General features: G+C 68.5%; 13 protein-coding genes. 2 read left to right on the forward strand and 11 right to left on the reverse strand.

Features of this window, described 5'->3' with window-relative positions:
* Position 1: 1 nt before the first annotated feature.
* The 11 genes from BMZ83_RS03220 to BMZ83_RS03270 all read right to left on the reverse strand — a co-directional run bounded on the left by BMZ83_RS03220 (position 2) and on the right by BMZ83_RS03270 (position 11052).
* Positions 2-463, reverse strand: coding sequence for a NuoI/complex I 23 kDa subunit family protein (locus BMZ83_RS03220; protein ID WP_074875573.1), 462 nt, complete (start codon positions 461-463; stop codon positions 2-4).
* The gene (locus tag BMZ83_RS03225; protein WP_074875575.1) at positions 460-1527 is read right to left on the reverse strand and encodes a complex I subunit 1/NuoH family protein; all 1068 of its coding nucleotides are present in this window, start codon (positions 1525-1527) and stop codon (positions 460-462) included. Before BMZ83_RS03225 ends, BMZ83_RS03220 begins: the two co-directional genes overlap by 4 nt.
* The gene (locus BMZ83_RS03230) at positions 1524-3185 is read right to left on the reverse strand and encodes an NADH-quinone oxidoreductase subunit D (protein WP_074875577.1); all 1662 of its coding nucleotides are present in this window, start codon (positions 3183-3185) and stop codon (positions 1524-1526) included. The genes BMZ83_RS03225 and BMZ83_RS03230 overlap by 4 nt, the downstream gene beginning before the upstream one ends.
* Positions 3182-3883 carry an NADH-quinone oxidoreductase subunit B gene (locus BMZ83_RS03235; protein ID WP_074875579.1) on the reverse strand — a complete coding sequence of 234 codons (702 nt, stop codon included), beginning with the start codon at positions 3881-3883 and terminating at the stop codon, positions 3182-3184. Before BMZ83_RS03235 ends, BMZ83_RS03230 begins: the two co-directional genes overlap by 4 nt.
* Positions 3880-4293, reverse strand: coding sequence for an NADH-quinone oxidoreductase subunit A (locus BMZ83_RS03240; RefSeq protein WP_074875581.1), 414 nt, complete (start codon positions 4291-4293; stop codon positions 3880-3882). The genes BMZ83_RS03235 and BMZ83_RS03240 overlap by 4 nt, the downstream gene beginning before the upstream one ends.
* A 102-nt stretch (positions 4294-4395) precedes the next feature.
* Positions 4396-5010: a 5-(carboxyamino)imidazole ribonucleotide mutase gene (gene purE, locus BMZ83_RS03245; RefSeq protein ID WP_074875584.1), complete on the reverse strand. Its 615-nt coding sequence runs from the start codon at positions 5008-5010 to the stop codon at positions 4396-4398.
* 14 nt (positions 5011-5024) lie between these two features.
* Positions 5025-6176, reverse strand: coding sequence for a 5-(carboxyamino)imidazole ribonucleotide synthase (locus BMZ83_RS03250; protein WP_074875586.1), 1152 nt, complete (start codon positions 6174-6176; stop codon positions 5025-5027).
* Positions 6177-6246: 70 nt separating this feature from the next.
* Positions 6247-8061, reverse strand: coding sequence for a flippase activity-associated protein Agl23 (locus BMZ83_RS03255; protein WP_074875588.1), 1815 nt, complete (start codon positions 8059-8061; stop codon positions 6247-6249).
* A 58-nt stretch (positions 8062-8119) separates the two neighbouring features.
* The gene (locus tag BMZ83_RS03260; RefSeq protein WP_074875590.1) at positions 8120-8971 is read right to left on the reverse strand and encodes a universal stress protein; all 852 of its coding nucleotides are present in this window, start codon (positions 8969-8971) and stop codon (positions 8120-8122) included.
* Between the two features lie 45 nt (positions 8972-9016).
* On the reverse strand, positions 9017-9865 hold the full coding sequence (locus BMZ83_RS03265; RefSeq protein ID WP_074875592.1) for a hypothetical protein: 849 nt from the start codon (positions 9863-9865) through the stop codon (positions 9017-9019).
* Between the two features lie 410 nt (positions 9866-10275).
* A complete protein-coding gene (locus BMZ83_RS03270) occupies positions 10276-11052 on the reverse strand; it encodes a DICT sensory domain-containing protein (RefSeq protein WP_074875594.1) in 777 nt (258 codons plus the stop codon).
* A 98-nt stretch (positions 11053-11150) separates the two neighbouring features.
* Between BMZ83_RS03270 and BMZ83_RS03275 the strand changes: the two genes are divergently transcribed.
* Complete coding sequence (locus tag BMZ83_RS03275; protein ID WP_074875596.1) at positions 11151-11468, forward strand: hypothetical protein; 318 nt, start codon at positions 11151-11153, stop codon at positions 11466-11468.
* 59 nt (positions 11469-11527) lie between these two features.
* Positions 11528-12907 (forward strand): M20/M25/M40 family metallo-hydrolase, encoded by a 1380-nt coding sequence (locus BMZ83_RS03280; RefSeq protein ID WP_074875598.1) that lies wholly within the window; start codon positions 11528-11530, stop codon positions 12905-12907.
* Positions 12908-12919 lie beyond the last annotated feature (12 nt).

The raw sequence follows: 12919 nt of genomic DNA on the forward strand, positions 1-12919 counted from the left end.
GTTACTGGTAGTCGACCTCGCCCGCGCCCTCGCCGACCCACGCGGATCGGTCGGGGTTCCGGGCTTCGAGGGGGTCGCTCCCCTTGTACCACGGGACGTTCTTCAGCTGTTCCTTGTTGTAGGCGAACTCGTCTTTCGTGTCCGCCGTGAACTCGAAGTTCTGGGTCAGGATGATGGCGTCGACGGGGCAGACCTCCTCACACAGTCGGCAGTAGATGCACTGCCCGACGTGGAGGTTGTACTCCTCCCCGTTGCGCTGCTCGTCCATCACGATCTGGATCGTGTCGTTCGGACAGACGTCCTCGCACTGTCGACACCAGATGCAGCGCTCCTGGCTGAACTTGTGGACCCCGCGGAACCGCGGGCTCACTTCGGGCGCGACCTCCGGGTACTTCACCGTGAAGGTGTTGCCGTCCAGTGCGTGCTTCATCGTCGTCGCCATTCCTTTCAGGATTCCGATCATGCTACCATCCCCACGATTACGGCCGTGAGCACCAGATTGAGGAAGGAGAGTTCGAGCATCCCCTTCCAGCCGATCTCGATCAGCTGGTCGATACGCAGCCGCGGTGCCGCCGAGCGCAGCCACTGCGTAAGCAGGAAGAACGCCCAGATCTTCACCACGAACCAGAGGAAGCCGATGCTCTCCGGGCCGGGGCCGGCCGCGCCGCCGAGGAACAGCACCGCGGTGATGGCGCCGCCGAGGAAGATGTGGAGGAACTCACCCAGGTACAGCAGCACGAAGTAGACCGAGGAGTACTCGGTCTGGAACCCGGCGACGATCTCCGTCGGCGCCTCCGGGATGTCGAAGGGGTTGCGCCCCACTTCGGCGACGTTCGCCGCCAGGAAGAGCACGAACGCGAACGGGTTGACGATCGCGAACCACGAGGGGATCGCGAGCCCGCCGACGCTGATCAGCGTCTCCTGCTGGGCGGCGACGATCTCGCTCATCCGGAGCGAGCCGGTGAAGAGCACCACCGAGACCCCAGTGACCACGAGCGGGATCTCGTAGGCGAGGTTCTGGGCGACCGCACGCAGCGCACCGAGCATCGAGTACTTGTTGTTCGACGCGTAGCCAGCCATCACCATGCCGAGGCTGGCGATGGAGGCGACTGCGAACACGTAGGCCAACCCTACTTCGGGGTCGGCCAGCTGGATGCCGCTCCCCATCGGGATGACCGCGAAGCCGAGCATCGCCGAGCCGGCAACGATCAGCGGCGCGATGTCCCACGCCGGGCGATCGGCGCCTTCGGGGACGATCAGTTCCTTCGAGAGCAATCGCAGCGCGTCGGCCGGGATCGTCCCGATACCGGCGGGGCCGATGCGGTCGGCCGCGATGCGGTCGGTGAACTTCGCGGTGATCTTCCGCTTGGCCCACGGGCCGGCGACGCCGGTCATCGCGAGCATCACGTTGCCGACGATGAAGGCCGCGAGCAGCGCGGCGACGAACTCGCCGGCGACACCGGATCCACTCAGTCCGAGCAGGTCCGCCAGCAGGTCGGGCAGCGGGCTCTCCGTTTGGAGGATCACCGGTCCACCTCCCCGAGCACGATGTCCAGGCTACCCAGCGCGGCGATCATGTCGGGGATGTACTCCCCGTTGCTCATCTCCGGCAGGGTCTGGAGGTTCGAGAAGCACGGGCTCCGGATCTTGAACCGGCCGGGCTTCTCGGTGCCGTCGGATCGGATGTAGACGCCGAGTTCGCCCTTCGCGCCCTCGACGGTGCGGTAGATCTCCTTGTCGTCCTCCGGGCGCAGCGTCCGCGGGACGTTGGCCTGGATGTTGCGCTCGTCCTCGGGCCAGTCCTCGAGCAGGTCGACACACTGCTCGATGATCTTCGCGGACTCCTCGACCTCTCGCAGGCGGACGAGCAGGCGGCTGAAGTTGTCACAGCCGTCCTCGACGGGGACCTCCCAGTCGAGCTCGTCGTAGTAGCCGTAGGGGTCGTCCCGGCGGATGTCGTAGTCGATGCCGGAGCCACGGGCGACCGGGCCGGTGGCGCCGTAGTTCTTGGCGACTTCCTCGGGCAGGATCCCCGTGCCGACCGTCCGCATCTGGAGGATCTCGTTGCCCGTGATGAGGTCGTGGTACTCCTCCAGCCGGTCGGGGAGCCCGTCGACGAACTCGCGGATGGACTCGAAGAACTCCTCGCGGGGCTCGGGCAGGTCCCAGACGACCCCGCCGAGTCGGAAGTAGTTGAACATCAGCCGCTGGCCGGTGAGGTCCTCGAGGATGTTCTGCACCTCCTCGCGGTCCCGGATGGCGTACATGAAGATCGCGGTGAAGTCGCCGTAGATGTCGAGCGCGAACGTCCCGACGGCGAGCATGTGGGCCGCGATCCGGCAGAGTTCCGCGCCCATGGTGCGGATGATCTGGGCGTACTCGGGCACCTCGATGTCCGCGAGGTCCTCCGCCGCGCGGGCGTAGGCCCACTCGTTGAGCAGCCCGGCCGAGATGTAGTCCCACCGGTCGGGGTAGGGCATGATCTGGTGGCGGTAGGTACCGTTCTGGGCCATCTGCTCCTCGTTGCGGTGGAGGTAGCCGATGTCCGGCTCCACGTCGACGACCTGCTCGCCGTCGAGCGTCGTCTCGAGGTGGAGCACGCCGTGAGTCGCCGGGTGGTGGGGACCGATGTTGACGAACATCGTGTCCGAGTCGGACTCGGCGCGCTGGTCCTCCTGCAGCGGGTTGGCGTTCTCACGCAGCGGCACCATCTGGGGCCGGTCCTGGTCGTAGTCCAGCCCCATCGGGTGGCCCTGCCACGTCTCGGGCAGGAGGATCCGGCGCAGGTCCGGGTGGTCGTCGTACTCGATGCCGACGAGGTCGTACGCCTCCCGTTCGTGCCAGTCGGCGGTCCGGAAGACCGGCTCCGCGGACTCGCTGACCGGGTTCTCCGAGTCGGTCGGGACGACGATGCTGACCTCGTCGGTCGGGTCGTCGAACTTCTTCAGGTGGTAGATCGACTCGAAGCGGTCCGGGTACTCCTCGGCAGTGACCAGCGAGAGGTGGTCGTAGCCGGCCTCCTCCTTGAGTCGGCCGAGGGTCTCCTGGACCGTGTCGGGCCGGATCACGAACGCCGGCGCGTTCATGTGGTCGTCGCGGTCGACGATCAGGTCGTCGAGCAGCGCCTCGAGTTCGGTCTCGCCGGACTCGATCTCCGGCGTCTCCGATTCTTCCTGCAGGCTCATGGCGAATCAGCCCAGTTGTAGCGCATCACGAGGTCCTCCTCGTCGATCTCGGACGCGAGTTCGTCGACGATCTCGTCGCGTTCGAGGTCGCCGAACTGTTCCAGCTCGTAGGGCTTGACCGTCACCGGCGACGACTCGCCGTTGGCGATCCGCTCCTGGAGCTTCGCGACGCCGTAGACCAGCGCCTCGGGGCGGGGCGGGCAGCCCGGGACGTGGATGTCGACCGGGATGACCTCCTCGGCGCCCTTGACCACGTTGTACCCCTCCTGGAACGGGCCGCCGGAGATGGTACAGGAGCCCATGCCGACGACGAACTTCGGCTCGGGCATCTGGTCGTAGACGCGCTTCATCCGCGGGGCGAACTTCGAGACGATCGTCCCCGGGACGATCATCACGTCGGCCTGCCGGGGCGAGGCCCGCGGGACGCCGGCGTGGAAGCGGTCGAGGTCGTGCTTGACCGCGTAGGTGTGCATCATCTCGATGCTGCAGCAGGCGATCCCGAACTGCAGCATGAACATCGACGAGCCCCGGACCCAGTTCATGAACTTGTCGAACTTCGTGAGGATGAACGGCGAGGAGCCGAACGCCTCGCGAAGTTTGGAGTTGAACCGGTCGCCCTGTCCGGTCATCCGCGCGTCGCGGGTCTCCGTCTGTACTAGTGAGTCGTCGGTTCGGAAGAGTTCTCGTTCGCTACTCATTGGTTTGCCTCCGTCTTCTCTTCGAGCGCACGCGGACTGGACACCCACTGCACGGCGCCCTGCCGCCACGCCCAGACGAGCCCGACGACCAGCACGCCGATGAACACGAGCATCGGCGCGAGCACCTCCGTCATGGAGGCGCCCCCTTCGAGGGCCGGTCGGTAGATGACCGTCCACGGAAAGATCAGGACGGTCTCGATGTCGAAGACGACGAACAGCAGCGCAACCATGTAGTACTGGATGTTGAACCGGATGCGCGTCGTCCCCGTCGGGATCTCGCCGCTCTCGTAGACGGCGCTTTTCCCCTGTTCGGGCACACTGGGACGCAGCAGCGACGACACCGCCATCATTGCGACGGGGATGCCGACGCTGACCACCGCCAGCGCGCCGATAGCTATCCATGGATTCATATCGGGTTCTCCGTAACGTTTCCGGGGTTCGACCCCACGGCTCTTAAGCGTTCATTTCCCCGCGCGGGCGAGCGTGCGGACCAGTACCGTGGAGCTCGGGGATCACTCCTCGCGTTCACGGAATCCACGGACCCCGAGATCGTGCAGGGAAGCCGACACGTCGCCGACGCCCTCGCGGCGCTCGTCGTGGAGGGCTTCGAGCCGATCGCGGACTTCGGGGTACTCTCGCGCCAGGATCTGGGCCGCAGAGAGCGCGGCGTTGTAGGACTTGCCGGCGTCGACGGCCGTGATCGGCGCGCCCGTGGGCATCCCGATGACGGAGTCGACGGACTTCTCCTGGACGGGGACGCCGATGACCGGCACCGGGAACGCGATGGAGGCAGTCATGTTCGGCAGGTCCGCCGACTTCCCGCCGGCGCCGGCGACGATCACGTCGAGGCCGCGCTCCGCGGCCGTCTCGGCGTAGGCGTACATGAGGTCCGGCGTCCGGTGGGCCGAGACGACGTAGGACTCGTAGCTGAACCGCCCCGCCGGCGGGTCGGCGTGGTCGGTCTGTTCGGCGAACCCCAGCGCGTCGAGCGCGTCGAACGCGCCCTGCATCGTGTCGAGGTCGGAGTCAGACCCCATGATGATCCCCACGTCGGGGGTTGCTTCGGCCGCCCGGTCGGCGGCGGCGTCCGATTCGAGTCGGTCGATCAGGTCGGTGACTGCGGGCATGATGTCGGTGGGAGTTACTCGGTGAAGGTCAGCGAGCCGCGGAGCGATTCGGCGGTTTCGAGCGCCGATCTGGCGTCGGCGGCGCCGGGGTCGGTGACGGTCAGGTGGCCCATCTTTCGGAGCGATCGGGCCTCCCGCTTCCCGTACCAGTGGAGGCTGGCGTCCGGCTCGGCCAGTACGGCGTCGACGCCCGAGAGCGTCGCCGGCTCCGGGGCGTCCACGTCGCCGAGGACGTTCGCCGAGGCCGTGGGCGCGACGCGCTCGACGGGGCCGAGCGGCCACCCCAGTACGGCCCGGACGTGCTGCTCGAACTGTGAGGTGGCGGCACCCTCGATCGTCCAGTGCCCGGAGTTGTGGGGTCGGGGCGCGATCTCGTTGACGAGGATCTCCCCGTCAACGTCGAACAGTTCGACGCCGAAGACGCCGCGGCCGTCGAGTTCGGCGAGTACCTGCTCCACAACGTCGCGGCCGCGCTCTCGCGTCTCGTCGTCGACGCGGGGCGGCGAGACCGTCCCGCGCAGGATCTCCTCGCGGTGGATGGTCTCGGTCACCGGGAACACGCGCGTCTCGTCGTCAGCCCCGCGGACGCCGATGGCGGCGAGTTCGCGGTCGAAGTCGAGCAGTTCCTCCGCGACCGCATCGCCGCCGACGGTTTCCAGCGTCCCCGCGGCGGCGTCGGCGTCGGTAACGGGCTCGTTCCCCCGGCCGTCGTAGCCGCCCTCGCGGGCTTTCAGCATCGTGCTGCCGAAGCGGTCGACCGCGGTCTCGGCCGCCGCGGGGGTGTCCGCGGGGGCGAACTCCGGAACCGGAATCCCCGCATCTGCGAGCATCTCCTTCTCCCGGAGCTTGTCGCCCGTGACCCCCAGCGTCTCCGGGTCGGGGTGGACGGGCGTCCCTGTCTCGGCCCGGACCTCAGCGAGCAGCTCCGGGTCGGCGGTCTCGATCTCGAACGTGAGCACGTCGGCGCGCTCGGCGAGTTCCCTGACCGCTTCGGGGTCGTCGAGGTCGCCCTCGATCTGGTCGGCGACCCGCGCGGCCGGGCAGTCGGGAGTCGCGTCCAGCACGACCACGTCGACGCCCAGCGGCGACGCGGCCTCCCCGAGCATCCGCCCGAGTTGGCCGCCGCCGACGACGCCGAGCGTGGGTCCGGGTAGCGTGACGCTCATGCGCGACGCTTCCGGACGAGCGTGGATAAGTATTGCTGGATCGAGTGCGAGATAGGCACGTTCGTGCTGGTCACGGCTCCGTCGAGCGGGCCAGCGCGTCCCGGTCGAGGAACACGACGACCTCCTCGCTCCAGAGTTTGAAGCGGTGTTCCCGGACGGCGTAGCCGTCGAGTTCGCCCTCGATCTCGTCCCGTGCGTCGTCGTGGGCGATCACGACCGGCGGCGGGTCGGCGAGCACCTCCTCGGGCGCCGACCCCGGGGCGCTGGAGGTCACGGTCGCGTCGGCGCGTTCGAGGTACCACGGGAGCGGGAGGCGTGAGTGCCACGAGGGGCCGCCCGGCGGCGGCTGATCGAGGCTGGACTCGTTCGCGACGTAGAACTGCGTCCCGCCGCCGGCGTCGGTGCCGTAGAACAGCACGTCGGTCCCCTCGTTCGCGTCGGCGACGGCCGCCACGTCGATCATCGTGTCCTGCAGGTCGTTCCCGGGCTGGGCCCACTGGAGCACCTGCCGGTCCTCCCGGTCCGCGCTGTTCCAGTAGTCGGCGTTCAAGCCGACGACGCCCACGGCGCCGGCGGTGAGCAGCAGCGCGGCGATCAGGACCGGGGCCGCGAAATCGAGCCCCAGTCGGGCGTTCTCGACCGTTCGCCGGAGCGCATCCGGGATCGACTCGTCCCCATTTGTCAGTTCCCGGTCGACGACGCCGACCAGCGCGGCGACGCCGACCGCGGCCGGCACGGTCAGCGGGAGGACGACGTGGGTCGCGGCCCACGGCGCCTGGATGTCGGTCGCGATCGGGTAGCCGACCACGCTTGCGGCGGCCCAGTAGAGCGTGAACGCGACGAGCGGCCGCCGGCCCGCGTCGCCGCCGACGCCGTAGCCGTCCGCGAGGGCGCCGATGGCCGCGAACCCGACGACGACCGGCGCGCCGAACGCCAGCGTCTCCAGCGTGTCGTGGAGGAAGGCGAGGTAGGAGCGCCCGCCGCCGCCGTCGCGGTCGAGCCAGGTGTCCACCAGCTCGGTCGCCGTGTCGACCAACGCGGCGTCGAGTACGGAAAGCAGGTTCCCGACCGAGGAGAGTGCGCCCCAGATCTCGGGTCGGGGGGCGTACATGAGCACGGTCACGGTGAGGAACGCCCCGAGTAGCGCCGCGAGTGCCCCGGCAGCCCGGACCGCGGCCGGGAGTCGCCCCGACCGCCGATCGAGCCAGCCCCTGAGTCCGGCGACGTCGCGTCGAACTCGCTGGCTGGCGCCGTCGCCGCCGGTCGCCGCGCGGACGAGTCGATGGTCGTAACAGACCGCCGCGGCGCCGCCGAAACAGGCGACGTAGAGGATCGCGTTCTCCTTGCTCGCGAAGGCCAACCCCAGGGCGGCGCTGCCGGCGATCGCGAAGCGGAGCCGACGGGTGTCGTACGCACGCACGAGCAGCGCGAACGCGACGAACGCGAACGCGCCCACGAGCATGTCCGAGCGCATGAACCGCGAGTAGTAGAGCAGCAGCGGCTGACCCGTCAGCAGCAGCCCGAGCGCGACGGTCTCGCGCTCGTCGAGGTGACGGCGGAACAGCCACGCGGCGAGGGGGAGCGTCGCGGTGACGACCGCGACGGGGGCCCGCGCCCAGAAGTCGGTTGCGGGGACGACGTGGAACAGCAGCGCGTCGACGTGCTGGATGAAGGGCCCGTGGATGATGGGTCGGTAGTGGAACTGCCCCGTCTCGTGGTAGCGCAGGATCCAGTAGCCGACCCGCCCCTCGTCCCAGTGGAAGACCCGGCCCCCGAGGGCGAACAAGCGGAGCAGCAGCGAGAGCATCGAGAGGCCGGCCAGCACACGGAGCGCCCGCGGGCCCGCCCGATCGGGCCGGTCCGCCCCCTGAGCCGCCGGTGACATGCGGGGGCGTTCCGAGTGGAGGTTTGAAGCTCTGTGGGTTTCAGTTCCGGCAGGCGGTTCAGTCACCGCCGACAGTGATCACGGGCACGTCCGCCGAGCGAACGACCTTCTCGGCGACGCTACCGAGCAGCACGCGATCGAGGCCGCTTCGCCCGGTCGCGCCCATGACGATCGCGTCCAGCCCCTCCTGCTCCACGCAGGCGAGAACCTCCTCGTCCGTGTCGCCGGTCTCGGTATGGGTCGTCACGTCGACGCCGCGGCGCTCGGCCGCCTCCGCGATCTCGTCGATGGCCGCCTGTGACGCGCTCTCGCCCTCGCCGACGGCGTCGCCGGCGCTCGCGAGCATCGAGTCCTCGGTGACCGTGATCACGTGGACGTCGGCGTCGAGTTCGGCCGCGAAGTCGAGCCCGTGTCTGGCGGCTCGGAGCGCGGTGTCGCTGCCGTCGGTGGGGAGCAGCATGCCGCCGTAGGGGAACTCGAACCCCTCCTCGTCGATCGGCGCGGTCAGGACCGGCATCGGTGCCAGCCTGACCACCTTTCCGGTGACGCTGCCGAGCAGGTATCGGGAGAGCCCCTCGCGACCGTGGGTCGGAATCGCGATCAGGTCGTGATCCTGTTTCTCGGCGTAGTCGACGATCGTCTCCGCGGGCGTCCCCTGTTCGACGCTTGTCGTGTACTCGACACCCAGCGAATCGAGCAGGCGGCTCGCTTCGTCGACCACCTTCTCCCCCTCGTCGACGAGGACGTCGATCACGTTGCCCTCGGAGACGGTGACGCTGTCGCGGTTCGTGTCGGCGACGAACAGGAGTTCGACGCGCGCGTCGTCCCAGTTGGCCAGTTCGGCGGCGTGATAGAGCAGGCTGCTCTCGGCTGCCGCCTCGTCGACCGGGAGAAGGATACTGTCGTACATGCCCCACTGTTGGGGCCGGGGGTAGGTAAGCGCTGTTGCGGTCGGTCAGCCGTGGCTCACGCCGTCACGGTCGTCGGCCTTCTTCCGTCGGATCGCCGCCTGGGCGTTGCTGGCGTCGTAGCCGAAGAAGACCTCGTCGGCGTAGCTCTCGGCGACTTCGGTCGCGTGGACGAGGTTGTCCACGTCAACGTCGACGGCGTAGAGTTCGATGGAGAACGGCGTGCCGGCCTCGGGGGTCTCGGGCGACCAGCCTAGCAGATCCTGGAAGCCCGAGGCGATGCTCTCCAGCCAGTACGTCGTGCTGTAGTGGGTGTCGTACAGCGGTACGACGAACTCGTCGACGTACGCCGAGAGCACCGAGAGGTCGAGGCCGGCGCGCTCGAACAGGTGCCCCGGGTACGGATCGGGGTAGAGAGTGAGGTACGTTTTCCCCGGGATGCGCTCGCTGGCCTCCGCGACGAACTCGGTGATCACGCTAGCGCGCCAGTCGAACCGATCGTCGTACTCGCTCTCGGCGAACAGTCGCTCACACCGGTCGCACCGGCAGTACTCGGCGCGTGGGAACCCCACGTCGTCGAGGCGCACGTCCTCGTTTGCGGCCGCGCAGTCGGAGATCGTCTCCAGCAACCCCTCGCGGTACCCCTCGTGGGTCGGGCACACGTACGCCCAGTCGAAGTAGGGCTGGTCGCGTGTCGCCCGGTTCCCCTCGTCGTCGACGGGCACCAGCTCCGGGCTGGACTCGCCGGCGGCGTTGTCGCCGAAGCAGGAGACCATGTTCACCGCGTTCGGCAGCGGCTCGGCGGCCCGGCCGGTCACGTCTTTCACCTCGTAGAACCCGCGGTCGAACGCCGGCCACTCGACCTCCTCCTCGTTGCGCGTGACGACCCCGTACATGGCCGGACGGAGTACGCCCCGGCGGGTAAGTTGTTCGCTCCCGACGGCGCTGCGGCTCGGGACCCTGTGAAGAAAGAACCGCGTTGGGTGGTTGCACACCTACGGCGTCGTCGCCGTTACCGCGCGACAGAGGCGCGATAGGGCGTGAGCCGCGAGTGGTTACACATCCACGGCGTCGTCACCGTTACCGCGCGACGGAGCGCGCGGTAGGGCGTGGGCCGTGAATGGGTTAGCTCTCCGATTCGACTTCCACTTCCACAGGCTCGGCCTCGCCGCCGACGAGGAAGTAGACGAGCGTGACGAACGCCAGCACCAGCAGCAGTTTTGCTTTCGTGGACATACGCGGTCGTTGGACCGACTGGCTCATAAAGCCGCCGAACCGACTGGCTCATAAAGCCGCCGACCCCGACTCAGAGCTTCCGCCGGACGTAGTCGTCGACGGGCAGCGCCTCGTCGGGATCGGTGGTGAAGAAGCCGTCCCAGACGCCGGTCTCGTCTTGGACCGCGAGCAGCGCGTAGGGGTCGGGCGCAGCCGGACCCGCAGCCTCGGGCGGGCGGTGGATCACGAACCACGAGTCGCGGTAGTCCGCCGAGTCGCCGGCGTGGACGCTGACGCCGAGTTCGGTCGCCCAGTCGGTGCCGCCGTCGTCGACGCCGTAGACGTGCGTTTCGACGTCGCTCGCACCCAGTTTTTCGTAGACGCGATGGGTCCCCTGCTCGTCGACGATCCGCGAGAGCCGCTGGAAGGAGGCGCGGTGCGTGCCGGCGTCCTGCTGCCACGCGGCGCGCTCGATGTGCCGGGAGACGGCGATCAGGAGGAGCTTCTCCTTGTGGGACTGGGGGTACCCACGGATCCGGAAGTTCACCCCCTCGAGTCCCTCGACGACGGCCGGGATGCTCGTCTCCTCGAGGGTGGTCGAACCCGTGACGAACGCGTCGGAGTTGGTGAACAGCAGCGACGACGACACCGCGTCGAGCGGCGACTCCGCGAGCACCTCGCCGGACTCGTCCAGCAGCAACACGGTGTCCTCGGTGACCCCTTCGACGTCGGCCTCGTCGACGGTCACCGGCTGCTCGGTGAACACCCCTGCGAGCATCGACCGGAGCTGTTCGGGTTGGCTTCGGTTCGCGAGCACCAGTCCCCGCTGGACCCCCTCGTGGTCCTCGACGAACCGTCTGAGCGACATTTCGTGGGGCGTTCTGCAGTCGACCACATATTCCCTTCGGCCTCGCAGTCACGACACCGGAACAACACCTTTGTCGGCGGTAGCCGAACCGCCCGGACATGGCCCTCCGGACGGACGAACTCGGTTCGGTGCTGTTCGGTCGCATCACGCTCGGCGTCTTCGTCGCCGCCGGCACACTGATCGCGCTTGCGGAGTGGAACGTGCTCCCCCGGGAAGCCCTCCTCGTCGGCGCGCCGGCGATCGCCGCCGCGCTCCTGCTCGACACGTTCCTGTACAACGAGTTCCTCGTCGCTGGCGGTCCCCCGTGGCTCTGGGTGGAGATCTACGCGTTCCTCTACGTCCAAGCCGTCGTCGTCGGCGCCGCGGCGTACACGCTCCGGCGCTACTGGGCCGAGGACGTAGTCGTCAAGGACTGAGTCTCGGCAAGATCCGGATCCTTGCGACCCTTTACCTCACTCCGGTCCTCCCGGGGCGTATGGACCAGACAACCGACGAGACCATCGAGGACCGGTTCGACGCGTATCTGGCGGACCTGACCGAACTGGTCGCGCAGCCGTCGATCAGCGCCACGGGGGAGGGGATCCGCGAGTGCGCGCGCCACGAGCGCGACCTCTGCTTGGAGTACGGCTTCGACGAGGCCGAGATCGTCGAGACCTCGGGCCACCCGTCCGTACTGGCCCGGGCCTACGTGGGCAACGACCCCGACAACGACGCCCCGACGGCACTGGTGTACGGGCACTACGACGTACAGCCCGTCGACCCCGAGCAGTGGACCAGCCCACCGTTCGAGCCGGAGATCCGCGTCGAGGACGGCGAGGAACTGCTGTACGGCCGCGGCACCGTCGACAACAAGGGCCAGCACTTCACCTACCCCTGCGCGGTCCGGACGCTCCGGGACACCACGGGCCTCCCCTGTAACGTCACCCTGATACTCGACGGCGAAGAGGAGAGCGGCAGTCCCAACCTCTTCGACGCCGTGGAAGCCCGTGAGGCCGACCTCGCGGCCGACGTGTCGATCAACTCCGACGGGCCCGTCGACGGCTCCGGGCGCCCGAGCGTGAGTTTCGGCAACCGGGGAATTCTCGTCGTCGGCCTCGACGTGAGCGGGCCCGAAAGTGACCTCCACTCCGGCCACTACGGCGGCGCGGTCCCAAGCCCAGCGTGGGAGCTGATCCGTCTCCTCGGCACGATGCGGGACGAACACGGCCGCATCGCCGTCGACGGGTTCTACGACGAGGTGGCGGGCGTTCCCGAACCGGACCGCGACCTGCTCGACGAGTTCGAGCCCGATCCCGACCAGCTCCAGGCTGACCTGGAGATCGGCGGCTTCCAGAACGGCCCCGGCGAGACCTTCCTCGAGAAGACGCTCTACTACCCGTCGCTCAACGTCAACGGGCTCGCCAGCGGCCACGGCGAGGCGGGGTTCAAAACCATCGTCCCGAGCGACGCCTCGGCGACGATCGACGTGCGCCTCGTGGTGGACCAGGATCCAGACCGCATCTTCGAGTTGTTCGAACAGCACGTCGAGGACCACGCCGACGACCGGTTGGGGACGACCGTCACCTACCACGCCAGCATGGACCCGATGCGGACGCCGATCGACACGCCGTACTTCGACCCCATCGTCGACGCGGTCACCGACGGCTGGGGCGAGGAACCGGTCGTGAAGCCGTCGACGGGCGGTTCGGCGCCGTACGCGCTGTTCACCGACTACCTCGGCCTCCCGCACGCGAGCATCCCGTACGGACAGAACGACAACAACCAGCACTCGCCCGACGAGCGGTTCGCCGTCGAGCACTTCCGGAAGGGGATCCGGACCAGCGCGCGCCTGCTGGACGCCGTCTCGACGGTCTGATCGGTCGCGCGA

The sequence above is a fragment of the Halolamina pelagica genome, from assembly GCF_900115675.1.
In the GTDB taxonomy this organism is placed as follows: domain Archaea; phylum Halobacteriota; class Halobacteria; order Halobacteriales; family Haloferacaceae; genus Halolamina; species Halolamina pelagica.

Excerpts from the sequence above, each read along its gene's own strand:
- BMZ83_RS03220 (WP_074875573.1), bottom strand. The coding sequence starts at position 463 with ATGATCGGAATCCTGAAAGGAATGGCGACGACGATGAAGCACGCACTG.
- BMZ83_RS03230 (WP_074875577.1), bottom strand. The coding sequence starts at position 3,185 with ATGAGCCTGCAGGAAGAATCGGAGACGCCGGAGATCGAGTCCGGCGAG.
- BMZ83_RS03235 (WP_074875579.1), bottom strand. The coding sequence starts at position 3,883 with ATGAGTAGCGAACGAGAACTCTTCCGAACCGACGACTCACTAGTACAG.
- BMZ83_RS03240 (WP_074875581.1), bottom strand. The coding sequence starts at position 4,293 with ATGAATCCATGGATAGCTATCGGCGCGCTGGCGGTGGTCAGCGTCGGC.
- purE (WP_074875584.1), bottom strand. The coding sequence starts at position 5,010 with ATGCCCGCAGTCACCGACCTGATCGACCGACTCGAATCGGACGCCGCC.
- BMZ83_RS03250 (WP_074875586.1), bottom strand. The coding sequence starts at position 6,176 with ATGAGCGTCACGCTACCCGGACCCACGCTCGGCGTCGTCGGCGGCGGC.
- BMZ83_RS03255 (WP_074875588.1), bottom strand. The coding sequence starts at position 8,061 with ATGTCACCGGCGGCTCAGGGGGCGGACCGGCCCGATCGGGCGGGCCCG.
- BMZ83_RS03260 (WP_074875590.1), bottom strand. The coding sequence starts at position 8,971 with ATGTACGACAGTATCCTTCTCCCGGTCGACGAGGCGGCAGCCGAGAGC.
- BMZ83_RS03265 (WP_074875592.1), bottom strand. The coding sequence starts at position 9,865 with ATGTACGGGGTCGTCACGCGCAACGAGGAGGAGGTCGAGTGGCCGGCG.
- BMZ83_RS03270 (WP_074875594.1), bottom strand. The coding sequence starts at position 11,052 with ATGTCGCTCAGACGGTTCGTCGAGGACCACGAGGGGGTCCAGCGGGGA.
- BMZ83_RS03275 (WP_074875596.1), top strand. The coding sequence starts at position 11,151 with ATGGCCCTCCGGACGGACGAACTCGGTTCGGTGCTGTTCGGTCGCATC.
- BMZ83_RS03280 (WP_074875598.1), top strand. The coding sequence starts at position 11,528 with ATGGACCAGACAACCGACGAGACCATCGAGGACCGGTTCGACGCGTAT.